The 14,166-nt window shown below is 36.2% G+C and carries 16 protein-coding genes; 8 read left to right on the top strand and 8 right to left on the bottom strand.

Annotation, left to right across the window (positions count from 1 at the left end; genetic code table 11):
- Positions 1–24: 24 nt before the first annotated feature.
- Together BXY64_RS08105 and BXY64_RS08100 are read left to right on the top strand one after the other, a co-directional pair.
- A complete protein-coding gene (locus BXY64_RS08105; RefSeq protein ID WP_170150611.1) occupies positions 25–1,863 on the top strand; it encodes a DUF3857 domain-containing protein in 1,839 nt (612 codons plus the stop codon).
- Between the two features lie 117 nt (positions 1,864–1,980).
- Positions 1,981–2,331 (top strand): four helix bundle protein, encoded by a 351-nt coding sequence (locus BXY64_RS08100; RefSeq protein WP_211334437.1) that lies wholly within the window; start codon positions 1,981–1,983, stop codon positions 2,329–2,331.
- 125 nt (positions 2,332–2,456) lie between these two features.
- On the opposite strand, the gene BXY64_RS21630 is transcribed toward BXY64_RS08100, so the two are convergent.
- On the bottom strand, positions 2,457–3,626 hold the full coding sequence (locus tag BXY64_RS21630) for a hybrid sensor histidine kinase/response regulator (protein ID WP_120239377.1): 1,170 nt from the start codon (positions 3,624–3,626) through the stop codon (positions 2,457–2,459).
- Positions 3,627–4,421: 795 nt separating this feature from the next.
- Complete coding sequence (locus tag BXY64_RS21205; RefSeq protein ID WP_147375946.1) at positions 4,422–4,646, bottom strand: hypothetical protein; 225 nt, start codon at positions 4,644–4,646, stop codon at positions 4,422–4,424.
- A 189-nt stretch (positions 4,647–4,835) separates the two neighbouring features.
- Between BXY64_RS21205 and BXY64_RS21340 the strand changes: the two genes are divergently transcribed.
- The 6 genes from BXY64_RS21340 to BXY64_RS21595 all read left to right on the top strand — a co-directional run bounded on the left by BXY64_RS21340 (position 4,836) and on the right by BXY64_RS21595 (position 8,432).
- Complete coding sequence (locus BXY64_RS21340; protein WP_157471414.1) at positions 4,836–4,973, top strand: hypothetical protein; 138 nt, start codon at positions 4,836–4,838, stop codon at positions 4,971–4,973.
- A gap of 1,210 nt (positions 4,974–6,183) precedes the next feature.
- On the top strand, positions 6,184–6,333 hold the full coding sequence (locus BXY64_RS21410; RefSeq protein WP_211334436.1) for a hypothetical protein: 150 nt from the start codon (positions 6,184–6,186) through the stop codon (positions 6,331–6,333).
- 41 nt (positions 6,334–6,374) lie between these two features.
- A complete protein-coding gene (locus BXY64_RS21600) occupies positions 6,375–6,503 on the top strand; it encodes a hypothetical protein (protein ID WP_262706502.1) in 129 nt (42 codons plus the stop codon).
- Between the two features lie 422 nt (positions 6,504–6,925).
- Complete coding sequence (locus BXY64_RS08085; RefSeq protein ID WP_120239375.1) at positions 6,926–7,834, top strand: carboxypeptidase-like regulatory domain-containing protein; 909 nt, start codon at positions 6,926–6,928, stop codon at positions 7,832–7,834.
- A 109-nt stretch (positions 7,835–7,943) separates the two neighbouring features.
- A complete protein-coding gene (locus BXY64_RS21335; RefSeq protein WP_170150610.1) occupies positions 7,944–8,111 on the top strand; it encodes a hypothetical protein in 168 nt (55 codons plus the stop codon).
- A 186-nt stretch (positions 8,112–8,297) separates the two neighbouring features.
- Positions 8,298–8,432, top strand: a complete 135-nt coding sequence (locus BXY64_RS21595) for a hypothetical protein (protein WP_262706501.1) — start codon at positions 8,298–8,300, stop codon at positions 8,430–8,432.
- 940 nt (positions 8,433–9,372) lie between these two features.
- Here BXY64_RS21595 and BXY64_RS08080 read toward each other — a convergent pair.
- From BXY64_RS08080 to BXY64_RS08055, 6 genes are all read right to left on the bottom strand, one after another.
- On the bottom strand, positions 9,373–10,575 hold the full coding sequence (locus BXY64_RS08080) for a mannose-1-phosphate guanylyltransferase (protein WP_120239374.1): 1,203 nt from the start codon (positions 10,573–10,575) through the stop codon (positions 9,373–9,375).
- Between the two features lie 14 nt (positions 10,576–10,589).
- Complete coding sequence (locus BXY64_RS08075; protein WP_120239373.1) at positions 10,590–11,057, bottom strand: WbuC family cupin fold metalloprotein; 468 nt, start codon at positions 11,055–11,057, stop codon at positions 10,590–10,592.
- Between the two features lie 32 nt (positions 11,058–11,089).
- Complete coding sequence (locus tag BXY64_RS08070; protein WP_120239372.1) at positions 11,090–11,923, bottom strand: formyltransferase family protein; 834 nt, start codon at positions 11,921–11,923, stop codon at positions 11,090–11,092.
- A gap of 102 nt (positions 11,924–12,025) precedes the next feature.
- Positions 12,026–12,592 (bottom strand): sugar transferase, encoded by a 567-nt coding sequence (locus BXY64_RS08065; protein ID WP_120239371.1) that lies wholly within the window; start codon positions 12,590–12,592, stop codon positions 12,026–12,028.
- A gap of 2 nt (positions 12,593–12,594) precedes the next feature.
- Entirely contained in the window at positions 12,595–13,275 is a 681-nt protein-coding gene (locus BXY64_RS08060; protein ID WP_120239370.1) for a PIG-L deacetylase family protein, read from the bottom strand.
- Positions 13,272–14,165 carry an NAD-dependent epimerase/dehydratase family protein gene (locus BXY64_RS08055; RefSeq protein WP_120239369.1) on the bottom strand — a complete coding sequence of 298 codons (894 nt, stop codon included), beginning with the start codon at positions 14,163–14,165 and terminating at the stop codon, positions 13,272–13,274. Before BXY64_RS08055 ends, BXY64_RS08060 begins: the two co-directional genes overlap by 4 nt.
- Between the last annotated feature and the right edge of the window lies 1 nt (position 14,166).

The raw sequence follows: 14,166 nt of genomic DNA, 5'->3' as shown, positions 1-14,166 counted from the left end.
ACACATCAACTATCGGCAAAAAAAATGCCTATTTTTCCTGTAAGTGAGATACCAGAAGAACTAAAAGAAAATGCAGATGCCGTAATCAGACTTGATGAGACTATTGTTGAAATCAATTCGATCTATAATTTAAAATACTCGTACAACAGAGCCATAACCATCCTGAATGAGTCTGGCGATGAATATGCTGAGGTGCTTGCCTCCTACGACAAATCGATGCCTTTAAGCAATTTACAAATTGTGATATATGATGCAGAAGGAATGCTAATCGAGAAGGTAAAATCCTCCGAAATTAATGACTATAGTGCTTCTGGTGAATCGATGTTTTCTGACAACAGGGTAAAACAATATGAAACCGTTCAAAAGAATTATCCTTACACCATTGTATATTCATACAATCAAACATTAAACGAATACACAAGCATTGCTGGTTGGTATCCTTACGATGGTTACAGATGTTCGGTACAAGCAAGTACCTATAAAATTATAACCAGTGATCCATCTTGTTTCAAACACAAACTTTACGGTTCTACAATTGAACCTGAAGTAAAAAATATCAAAGGTAAAACCATTCATTATTGGAAAGCAAGCAATCTAAAAGCATACAAGTATGAACCCTATGCTTCGCCTTACTCAACGCGAGGGCCATTGTTAATTTGTGCTCCTACAAAATTTCAGTACGATAAAATTGATGGGAATACAAGCTCATGGAACGAATTGGCAAAATGGTTCTCTAAACTAAACCAAGGGAGAGATGTTCTGGATGAAAATACCATAACTGAAGTAAAAGAAATGGTAAAAGATTGCAAGACCGAATTTGAGAAGGTGAAAACCCTTTATGAATACTTACAAAATAAAACCCGCTATGTTAGTATTCAGGTTGGTATTGGAAGCCAGCAGCCATTTCCTGCTCAAGATGTTCAGGATAAATCTTACGGTGATTGTAAAGCTTTATCGAATTACATGAAGACCCTTCTTAAAGTAATTGATATCCCATCCTACTATACCATTATCACATCAGCAAATAAACGACGTGATCTTGATACCACTTTCGTTAAAAACTTTGGAAACCACATCATACTAATGGTTCCTCTACAAAAGGATACGGTTTGGCTGGAATGTACCAATAAATTTAGTCCGTGTGGATTTTTAAGTTCGAGTACTGATGACAGAACAGTACTTGCCATTAATGAAAACGGTGGACATTTGGTTCGAACACCAGTATATAAAATGGAAGATAATACCCAAAATAAAAGTGGGAAGATCATTATTAATGCAGATGGTACCGCTACTGCAAACATTACAGAAGAGTGCCGGGGTTTGCAGTATTCATATCTGGCTGGACTTTCTCACCTAAGCCCTGAAGATCAGAAAAAGAAGATCTATAACGACTTGGAGCTTCCTGATTTTAAAATCAACAAGCATGAAGTATCCAAGGAATTAACTAGAATTCCAAGTTCTGTATTGAAGCTTGAGCTTGACATCAGAAACTATGCTTCCCAATCGGGTGATCGCTTATTCATTCCTCTTAATTTGATCAACAGAACCAGTAAAGCACCTAAAAAAGTTAGGAATCGCAAAACAGGCATCTACTATAAGCGTGAATATTGCGATACCGATAGCATACAGTTTACGCTACCAGATGGCTATGAAATGGAAAGTATTCCAGAGAAGAAAGCAATTGAATCGGATTTTGGCAACTACTATAGCGAAGCCAAACAAGATGGCAACAAAGTGACTTATATCAGAAAGGTAGAATACAAAAAGTTTGATTTACCGGCGGAACGATATGATGATTTAAGAAATTACAAAAAAGCAGTGGTGAGAGCTGATAAGGCGAAGATGGTTTTGAAGAAGATTTAAATGTCGATCAGTCTAAACAGTCACACAGTCACACAGTCACACAGTCACACAGTCGAATAGTCGAATAGTCGAATAGTCGAATAGTCGAATAGTCGAATAAGTTAAAATCATTAAAGAATGGCAACAATTAAACAGTTTGAAGATTTACTTATCTGGAAAGATGCCAGATCTTTAGTTCAATTGGTCTATGCCTATTGTAATAATATCAATGATAAGAGTTTTACAAATCAAATGCAACGTGCAGCAATATCCATAATGAATAATATCGCAGAAGGATTTGAGAGAAGTTCGGATAAAGAGTTTTATAGATTCTTAGACATTGCAAAAGCTTCCTGCGGTGAAGTACGAAGTATGAGCTATTTGGCATCTGATTTACATTATATGTCTTCAGATCAAAGTCGAGAATTAGAATTTAAATCACGCCTTTTATCAGGAAGCATATATAATATGATGAAATACCTGAAATAATAAGAAAAGCACAATTAGATAATAAATAAACCTATTTGTGCTTTTCTCCAATATTATTTGTCAAAAGTCAACCATTCAACTGTGTGACTGCTTGACTTTTGTGACTATTTGACTATTGAGAACTTTTAATACTCAGGAAGTAGAAATGAAACACAAACCCCACCCTCTTTTAGGTTTTCAACATCTACTTTGGCTTTGTGAAGATCCATTACCAATTTAACGGCTACCAAACCAGGTGAAAATCTTTTAAATTCTTCGGTACGTTCGTTTTTCTCCAAATCGAAGAATCGGAAGGTGTAATTCACCTCTCCCGCGGCAAAATGAGTTCCCGCATCCTTTACAAACACCTTAATTTTTTGGCCCATCAATTCGGCTCCTACATATACTTCGGAACGCGATGGTGCATTGGTAATAGCATTCTCAATGATTTTCTCCATGCAAACCAATAACAAACGCTCGTCACCGCGAATGATGTAGTTTTTAGGTATATCAATCTTCAATTTGACCTTGCGTTCGGTAATCAGGCCTCTCAGTTTATCGGAACTGTTTTTTACGATTTCATATACCGGCAATCCTTGCACTTTCATCTCATAACGTTCGAATCGTAAGGCAGAAAGTAGTAAGGCAATATCCGAAACGCCAATCAACTTTTCAACAGCTTGCTTGATAAAGCGAACATATTTCAAGTTGGTTTTGTTCTTGATGGAAAACTCCAACATATCCGCAAATCCAACAATCCCATTTAATGGTTCACGCAATTCGGTTGACATTAAAGAAAGGAAATCGTTCTTGGCATCTTCCAATTTTGCCAACTGAAGGTTTGCCTCTTTTAATTCACCATTCGTCTCTTGCAACTCCATGGTTCGAGCAGCTACACGCTCTTCCAATTGCAAATTCATGAACTTTAAAGATTCATTCTTATGCTTCAGTTCGAGATGTGTATTTACACGAGCAATCAACTCTTGAGGATTAAATGGCTTTGTGACATAATCCTGTGCACCCGTTTCAAATCCTTTTACAATGTCCTCGCTATCTACCTTAGCAGTAAGGTAAATGATTGGAATATCCTTGGTTTTATCTTTTGATTTAAGATACTTGCAAACTTCATATCCATCCATTTCAGGCATCATGATATCCAGCAATATCAAATCAAAACTATCCGCTACACAAAACATTAAAGCATCTTTACCATTCAGTGCATATTGAATTTCATAAGAAGAATCAGAAAGGATTGCTTGTAAAACTTTTATGTTTTCAGGAATGTCATCAACGATAAGAATACGATGTTTCTTCATTGTTAAATTTTATTTGAAGGGGTTTAAGTTGTAATAATTGAGTTGATTAAGAATAAGAACTTAAGGGGGCCTACCTTAATCAAAGCATAAATATAACATATTAATTTTAAGTTTTGATAATAAAAAGGCAAAAAGTGGAAATGACAATTGGTAATTAATAATGAGCAATGAATAATTACAAGAAGTACATAGGGCTGTACCTCTTTTGTTCTTGCTGTCGAATAGCAGAAAAGTCGAATAGCAGAAAAGTCGAATAGTCGAATAGTCGAATAGTCGAATAGTCGAAAGGTAGAAAATCAAAAGGAGAAAGGAGAAAGGAGAAAGGATGACGTAAAAATAGGAATGCTTGACTTTGTAGGACAATTTGACTGTGTGACCATGTGACTCTACAGAAAAGTATTCAGCTTACAGCAGGCAGGTTTAACAGCAATTGGCTATTAATCACTAGTAAATATAGCCCCAGAGGGGCGTAATCTTTATAGCCTTGGGCAAATGAGCAAAGCGAATGAAGCCCAAGGTATATGGTTCATGCAAATGTCGTCGCAACTACATTCCTTTGATTAATGAAGATCGTTCACATGCTACGAAAGAAACCTAAAGTCGTAATGTCTGGAAGAGTCAAAGAGTCTGGAAAAGTAGAATAGTCGAAAGGTAGAATCGTAGAAAAGTTCAGAAAGAAGTGAACATCAGCAGTAAATTCCAAAACCCAAAGCCCAAGGAGAAAGGAGAAAGGAGAAAGGAAAAAGGAGAAAGTATATGGTTCATGCAAATGTCGTCGCAACTACATTCCTTTGATTAATGAAGATCGTTCACATGCGACGGAAGAAACCTAAAGTCGTAATGTCTGGAAGAGTGAAAGAGTCTGGAAAAGTCGAATGGTAAAATAGTAGAAAAGTCGAATAGTCGAATAGTCGAATAGTCGAAAGGTAGAATCGTAGAAAAGTTCAGGAAGTAGTGAACATCAGCAGTAAATTCCAAAACCCAAAGCCCAAGGAAAAAGGAGAAAGTGTTTCCTGCCATTCAACAGTCGGACAATTCGACTACTGGACTGTGAGACATTTTGACTACCTATAGACGAATCAAACGTTTTCGATAATGAAATGGCATTATTTTACCATTAAAAATATAAGTTGACACATTTGACAGATTGACAATATAAATTATTTTTATACATTTGCATAACACTACTTTTTTAAAACACTTACTACAATGGAAAACTTGCCAAAGGAAATAGCGGAAGCTATTAAAAATGGAGCGGCAGACAATCAATTGATTAAAATGGCCCAGGATCTTTTAGAGAATGGTGACCAGGAAAATGCCGCTAAAGTTTTGGATTTTTGTTTCTAAAGAAATAAATATTCAATAATAAAAGCCTCAAGGAATTCATCTTTGAGGCTTTATTCTTTTTAAAGGAAAACGAAAAGTAAAAAGGTAGAAAAGTCGAATAGTAAAATAGTAGAAAAGTCGAATAGTCGAATAGTCGAATAGTCGAAAGGTAGAATCGTAGAAAAGTTCAGAAAGAAGTGAGTCCATAAGACTCAAAGTATAGCCCCAGAGGGGCGTAATCTTTATAGCTTTGGGCAAATGAGCAAAGCGAATGTAGCCCAAGGTATATGATTCATGCAAATGTCGTCGCAACTACATGCCCTTGGTTAATAAAGATCGTTCACATGCGACGGAAGAAGCCTAAAGTCGTAATGTCTGGAAGAGTCAAAGAGTCTGGAAAAGCAGAAAGGTAGAATGGTAGAATCGTAGAAAAGTCGAATAGTCGAATAGTCGAAAGGTAGAATCGTAAAAAAGTTCAGGAAGTAGTGAGCATCAGCAGTAAATTCCAAAACACAAATTCCAAAGCCCAAGAAACAAGGTCAAAGGAGAAAGGAGAAAGGAAAAAGGAGAAAGGAAGTAGATTCATAAAGATCTCAAAGGTGTAAACACAGATGTTGATGATGAATATGATTTGCGCTGATGAGGTGTATTCCTACAACAATTATAAAGCTCTTGAAATTTCTCAGGCCTTTTGTTTGCCATCCCACTTGAATGCCTTATGTATTATTTAATTCTCTCCATCGGATTAAGTTATTTTAAAATTTATTTCAATTATCCAATATTTTTTTTTGTTTTTATCAATTTATTTTGTTTACCTTTATATTGTCTACAAATTAATCGGGAAACCGACATTTCATTTATAAGGTTCTTTAAATGAACCTAAATATATCCCACAAACATATATTTACGCTTGTATTGTACTTTACAGTTTTTGTGAATTATAAATAAGTATGATGTATAGCGTAAACTTATTACTTGAAACAGGCAGATTCATAAGATCACCCATTGAAAGAAACTAAAAGTATCCGGTGGCTTATTAATTATTTCGTTCATACAAGCGCTATAAATGAAATAATTTGTAGACAAACAATAAGTCACCGGATAAAAACAAAGTCTCCCTAAATGAACAAATAAATTTTAATGTATCCAATATTTAAATTTACTGCAAAAGATTGAAATGCTGCTGTTAATGCAAGAGAAGTACCCGGGAATGAGATGAAAGTCTGTGTTTGTGATACAGAAAGATTTTGAAATGATACAAAGTGTGTTGGTTGACGATAGAGAGCAATACGTTTATGACACAAAAAGTTCTGGGGATGATACAGCAACTTCGGTTTATGACACAGAAAAGTGTGGGGATGATACAAAGTGTGTTGGTTAACGATACAGAACAAGACGTTTATGACATAAAAAGTTCTGGGGATGATACAAAGTGTGTTGGTTGACGATACAGAACAAGACGTTTATGACATAAAAAGTTCTGGGGATGATACAGCAGCCTCGGTTTATGACACAGAAAAGTGTGGGGATGATACAAAGCGTGTTGGTTGACAATACAGAACAAGACGTTTATGACACAAAAAGTTCTGGGGATGATACAGCAACCTCGGTTTATGACACAGAAAAGTGTGGGGACAACACAAAAATGTTTGTTGACGATACAAAGCAAGACGTTTGAGATACAAAAAATTCTGGGGATGACAGCAGCCTCGGTTTATGACACAGAAAAGTGTGGGGATGATACAAAAATATCTGTTGACGATACAGCTTCCACTATAAATACACGAAAATCAATAGAAATGACACAGAAGTTTATATGCTGGTGCTTTAATCTATTGAATCTCTCTTAACTATCCATTGATAGCCTACTTGACGAACTCATAATCGTCTAAAATATTACTTGTAAATAAGCATTATCATTCACCTGTCAAGTTTCTGCCCATGCAGTGCTTGTCATTAAAACTACTAACACCATGAAAAGAGTATTTTTTACTTACCGCGAAATGAAAAGAAGGTTGGAAGACTTCTATAGTGAAAACCAGGCGAAAATTGATGCCATTCCTGTACTGAAGGAAATTTTTGATGCCCTCTTTGCCAGCTTCAACAAGTTTGAGCTGTCTTGGGAAATCCTCACTCAGGATTACTCAGGCTCTACCCTAAGCAAACGAAATGTAAAAAGCCAGTTGGCCAAGCATCTCTCCAAATGCAATATGTTGGTGTACAACTATTGTATCAAAAATGAGATTACCTCAGAATTGCCAAATTTTAAAGGCAGTGAAGGCCGTCTGAATCGACTTTCGGATGAAAATTTGATTAGTAGAACTGAATACAGCATTCAATACCTGGAAAAATTAGGTGAAACGATTGGCGAAACTGGCCTTGCAGCCCAGGATTTGGAAGATCTGAAAACCCTGTTTACCAACTACGAAGCCTTGGCACCAAGACCAAAGGTTTTGATTGGCAAACAGAAAATTGCCCAACAAGACCTAAGTGAGGCTCATGCAGATGGTCTACACATTATTCAGCAAAGGTTGGACAAGGTAATGGAATCGATGTTTGAGGATGCGGAACCCGATTTCTATCATACCTATGTGGAAGCCTCGGAAATTGAGAAGCCCAACTCCAGTACACTGGCTGTAAAAGGTTCTATCTTGGACAAAAGCACCAAATTACCAGTGCCACAAGCTCATGTGATTATCGAATCCATCGATTTGGATCATGAGGTGAAAGGGAAAAAGGGAGGTTTTCGAATCAAAAAACTGGAGCCTGGTACTTATACCGTAAAGGTTGAGGCCATTACCTACAAAAGCATCAGCTTGGATCTGATTCATCGACTGGGAGAAACCAATGTGCTGGAGATTGAACTTGAGACAGTCGAATGAAAAGTCGAATAGTCCAATAGTTGAACAGTCAAACAGTCGAACAGTCAAACAGTTGAATAGTCGAAATGTGTGAAAAGTTGAAAATTCTTGAAGAGTCTGGAAAAGTAGAATGTCAGAAAATCAAAAGGAGAAAGGAGAAAGTTTAAAGGATGAAGCAAAAATAGGAATGCATGACTTTGTAGGACAACTTGACTGGTATGACTATGTGAATCAAAAGAAATGTACTCAGCTTACAGCAGGCAGCTCTAACCTGCGATTGGCAATTAATCATTGGTAAATAAAGCCCCAGAGGGGCGTAATCTTTATAGCCTTGGGTAAATGAGCAAAGCGAATGTAGCCCAAGGCATATATGGTTCATGTAAATATCGTCGCAACTACAAGCCCTTGATAAATGAAGATCGTTTACATGCGACGGAAGAAATCTAAAGTCAAAGAGTCTGGAAGAGTCGAATAGTCTGGAAAAGTGGAATGGTGGAAAGGAGAAAGGAGAAAGGAGAAAGGAGAAAGGAGAAAGGAGAAAGGAGAAAGTAAGGTAATTTATAAAGTTCTCAAAGAACTAGACGCAGATGTTGATGATAGATATGATTTTCGCGGATAAATTTTGTCCACAGATGAACACAAATAAACACAGATGAAAACAGGCAGCTTTCAGCAGGCAGTTCGAACTAGTGGTCATCCCGAGTTAGTCAAGGGATCTCTCAATTTAAACTCCAAAGCACAAATTCCAAGGAGAAAGGAGAAAGAAAGACGATCCACAAAGATCTCAAAGGATTAGACGCAGATGTTGATGATGGATATGATTTTCGCAGATTAGCTTTGTCCACAGACGAACACAAACGAAGCCTCCTAATTCTATGAATAATTAAAAACGCAAAGAAAAATGAAGCTGTTTCATAAAGAACCATATGATTTCAAAACTGTACTTTTATAGTATTCATTACACATTATCAATTGTTCATTATTCAAAAAGGAACGGTCATTGTAAATAAAGCCCCAGAGGGGCTTAATCTTTATAGCCTTGGGTAAATGAGCAAAGCGAATGTAGCCCAAGGCATATATGGTTCATGTAAATATCGTCGCAACTACAAACTTTTATTAACGACGATTGCTCACATGCGACGGAAGAAATCTAAAGTCAAAGAGTCTGGAAGAGTCGAATAGTCAAATAGTCGAAAGGAGAAACTTGCAGTCATCCCGAGCCTGCCGAGGGATCTCTCAATTTAAACTCCAAAGCACAAATTCCAAGGAGAAAGGAGAAAGGAGAAAGAAAGGCGATCCACAAAGGTCTAAAAGGATTAGATGCAGATCTTGATAATGGTTATGTTTTTCGCAGATAAGATTTGTCCACAGACGAACACAAACGAAACTGTTTCACAAAGAACAGCATGATTAAAAAAACGATTTCAAAACTATAATTTCATATTATTCATTACCTAAGAGGCCTATAAAATACAAAACCCGAAGAAAAAATTCTTCGGGTTTTTGCTATACATTCGGCCCCGCAAGTGCTAACTGCTGTTGGGTTGGTACGCCGAAAATTATTCATTTATGATTGAAGCACGAAACTCTTTTATGCGCTGCTCCTCTTCTTTTTTACAAATCAATAAAACCTCATTGTCTTCTACAACAATGTAATCCTGCAGACCTTGAATCACGACTTTTTTGTCTTTAGGCATGTTAATTATACAGTTGTCCGCATCAAACAAATGAACCTTCTCACCCACTACTGTATTTCCAGCTTCATTTCTCTCACGTTTTTCCCAAAGTGATCCCCAAGTACCCAAATCAGACCATCCAAAATCTGCTGGTTGAACAAAAATATTATTGGCCTTTTCCATCACTGCATAGTCAATAGAAATATTGGTACAGGTAGGAAACATCTCATCGATAAAGGCTTGTTCTTTATCTGTATTGTAAAACTCCTCTCCTTTTTGGAAAATAGCTGCCACCTCTGGCACGAAACGTTCAAAAGCAGAAAGAATGCTTTTGAACGACCACAAGAAAATGCCTGAGTTCCAGAAATAGTTGCCTGCAGTCAAATATTCTTTAGCGGTTTCTAAGTTTGGTTTTTCTTTGAAGGCAGCTACTTTAAGAGGGCTTTCTACAACAACACCCCTCTTAATCTCCTCCCGAATAGTCGGGACAGGCTCTGAAGGGGAGAAACTGGCCTCTGCATTTGGCATGGTTTCATATGCTTCACCTTCCGAGCCAATATTTGGATTCTTACTGATAACTGATGACTGATCACTGTTAACTGAATTAGCTTGTATGTATCCATAACCTGTTTCCGGGCGATGTGGCTGAATGCCCAATGTCAACAATGCATCATTATTTGCAGTGAAGTCCAAACCATTTTCAATAATTCGAATGAATTCAGCTTCATTGGTAATTAAATGATCCGAAGGAGCTACTACAATATTAGCATCAGCATTTAAAGCTTTAATCTTATAAGCTGCATAGGCAATACATGGCGCCGTATTACGCATACAAGGCTCCAACAGAATATTGCTCTCTAACAATTCAGGGCATTGCTCAGCTACCAGTTTCTTGTATTTTGCAGAGGTAACAATTAAAATGTTTTCAGCAGGTGCTATGGTTTGAAAACGAGCCACCGTTTGTTGCAATAAGCTCTTTCCTATTCCCAAAACATCCAAAAATTGCTTTGGTTTTTCTTCGGTACTCATAGGCCAGAAACGGGAGCCTACTCCCCCGGCCATGATAATGATGTAGTTGTTATTCATATATAGGTCAACTTTCACTTCAATAGTTTTGAATTTAATTCTTTCATGTAATTCAATGCTTCGGACTCATTATCTGCCTTAGGTGCCCAAGGAGCAAAATCTACTCCTACGCCTGGAACATATGGTCCTTCCTTTATCTCATAAATTACAGAACCTGATTCTTCCACAAAAATGGTATGCCAAATGCCTGCTGGAATTTCTACACCATATTCACCCGAAATAGGATTCAATTGTTTTACTTCAACAATTTCTCCTGAATCATCAAAAAATAAAACCTGTACTTTACCTCTTAGCAAAAGAAATACCTCAACTTTTTCTGCATGCCTATGCGGCGGTAAATAAGTTTCAGGTTCCAAAGCATTAAGCATTCTTTGCAACAATTCTTCACCATTTTTATGAAAATTGTGATTCATGCGCTTCCGAGGATTTTTAATTGCGTTCTCCGTAACTACATTGAGTAGTTGATCATTTATATATTCCATTAAGTAAATGTTTAAAGTGAGAATTAAGCAACTTAGCCTATTTCCTCTTCATAGTCCATTGCCCAGTAGGTTCCATTACTCAGATTTACTCTTATTGACTCTGTATTTCCATTGGAAGGTATAGAACTTCCAGACCAAACAATTATCTTTTTACCATCTTGCATTATAAAGGCTCCTGGATATGGTTTTGTAGTTGCTCTCACCAATCTATCAACCTCTTCCACGGTCATGGCTTCATTAATTTCTCCATCAGCAGGAGTCCTCCCAGGCCAATACGTCGCCTTACTTTCATCCTGTAACTTTAATACAACTGAATCATTAACCAAATCAGACCAAACTTCCTCAATTAAATCTTCATGTGCTTTATTCACTCTTTCGTAAAGGCTAGAAGCTGTTTCTTCTGTAGTTAAAGGAAGTATTTTCTGCCCCAGTAATTTTCCTGTATCAACTCCTTCATCCAACTTAAACATAGAAACACCAGTCTGATCCAATCCTTTGATTATTGCCCAAGGAATTGCTGCACGACCTCTTCCTTGTGGTAATAAAGTGGGATGAATACCTATCGCTCCTTTCTTGGGAGCATCAAGAACAGATTTATTTGCAATTTGAGACCAACCAATAATAAACAGCCAATCAATATCATGATCAACGATGGCCTGAATGGCATCTTCATCATTAATATGATTTATTTTCACCAAATCAATTTGATTCTTTGAGCTGAAATCATCCAAATATATTCTACCAGACTTCTTAACAGCTTTATTATCATTGAGTGTAATCAATAAATCCAATTGTCCGCCAATTTCGTATATTTTTTCAATACAGGACAATCCCAATTGAACACAAGTAACAAATCCAAATTTCATAAGACTATTATTTTCAAAATTATTTCATAAGCAACTTAATAATTATATACCAATATTAACCCGTAATAATTAATAATGATATCCCAATTCATCATTAAATCTCTAATAGGTTGGTGGTGGTTTAAGCAGGTACCCAAAAGTAGAAAATATAATCTTTAAATCTGCCCCAAAAGTAATACGTTGCGCATACTTAATATCCCATTCTGCTTTCACATTTACAGGCATATTGTCGTATGAATTAATTTGAGCAAGACCAGTTAAACCCGGTTTACAATCATAAGCACCATTTTCAAGACGTAGGTTAACTAATTGTTCTTGACTAGCCAAAGCTGGTCGTGGACCAACAATACTCATGTCTCCTCTTAAAATATTAAACAATTGTGGTAGTTCATCAATATTAGATCGACGAATAAACTTACCAAATGGAGTAATTGTCAATTTGTGAGTCTCAGATGATGCAACATTAGCAGTATTAACAGGCATACTTCTAAACTTCAATAAGGTAAAATCCTCACCTTTTAAACCTACTCTAGCTTGTTTAAAAATTGCCGGTCCTCCGTCTTGTAATTTTATAACAATTGCCGTTATAAGAATTATCGGTGATAGTACAATAATAGATGGCAATGCGATAAGAATATCTATTAATCGTTTGAATAAAAATCTATACATGACTAAAATTCTAATGATTGGAATGCGGTTTGAAATGCTTCTGCGTAATACTTCCCTGATTGACCACCTCTGTATGCAGCAACCCCTTTTAATGCCTCAATTGAACGTGGATGAGGAAAGGGTCTCATTACTCCATTATAAGCCTCTAATGCACTAATCTTTTTATTGAAATTCTCTTCTCCAACTTCAATAAATGAATCAGGTTGAAAGGGTAGCAAATTATTGGGCATCGCCCAATCAGTTGAAGATAGAATCTCCATATAAAATAAACCTTTTATAGGTTTCACATCTTTACGTTGAAATAATCTTGCTGCGGCCTGACATGCTCTTGACGTGCAAACATGGTCATCATTCATATCGGATGGATGGTGAGTGAAAATGTAATCAGGTTTAACATCTTCAATAACTCTTTCAATAAACTGAACCATATCCAAATGAGGAACAGTGTTAAACTTTATATTTGGAAATGTTCCAAGGATAGGTTTTTCCGCGCCAATAATTTCCTGAGCCTTACAGGTATCATTATACAATTCTTCCAGTTCAGGACGATGCTGTCTGGCATCTACATTTCCTGATAATATACAATTTACTACAGTATGACCTTCTGAAGTCAACTTTGCTGCTGTAGCACCAAATCCTAATACTTCATCATCAGGATGAGCTGTAACTGTTAAAAATATCATTTATTTTTTTTTAAATATGAATTAACCATTTCTTCAATCCCTTGTACAATATCATACTTCGGCCTTGCAAACTCATATACTACATCAATAATCTGATTTCCCCACAACTTAGAATACAAAGATGGTTTTATAGCTCTTAATAATTTTTGTCCTAAGAGAGGAAGTTTAAAATTCCAAATTCTTTTGTTTAATCTTTTTGAAATTTCCACTATTAATTCGGTAGTCGAATAATTCTTCTCATCAACTGGAAAATATATTCCAGAATATTCGTTAGCTATAACTTTAGAAATAAATCCAACTAGATTGTTAACATGTACAAAGCTTCTAGCATTTTTAATTTCACCAAATGGTAATGGTATTCCTTTATTAACAAGGCTTATTAGCTTCATTAAATTACCAGGAGCTAACCCACCTCCATATACCATTGGAGGTCTCAAACTAACTACCCTAAATGTCTCATTTTCCAATTCTCGCAGAGTAATGTCAGCTTTTAATTTGGAACAACCATATGCTGTTTTAGGACTAGGATTACTATCTGGTTTAATCAAGGAAGTTTCTCCATATACGGCCACAGTACTCATTTGAATAAACTGTTGTACATTTTTCTTCTTTGCAATACTAGCTATATGAACAGGTAACTTATAATTTACCCTATCATAAAAATCCTCATCACTAATTTCAGGTCTGTGAACGATAGCAGCGAAATTAATCACAACATCAATATTATTAAAATAGTTTTGATCAATTTCAAATAAATTGTCAACAACAACTTCATTTTTAATACCAGTATTTACCCTGCTAATTGCTGAAATATTAAATCTACCCGAATACTCCTTAATGAATTTTCCAGCAATAAAACTATCTCCACCAATAATCAATATAGATTTCATA

Origin of the sequence: Marinifilum flexuosum (genome assembly GCF_003610555.1) — a bacterium.
Classification (GTDB): Bacteria; Bacteroidota; Bacteroidia; order Bacteroidales; family Marinifilaceae; genus Marinifilum; species Marinifilum flexuosum.
This window is presented reverse-complemented; position numbering and strand designations above follow the sequence as displayed.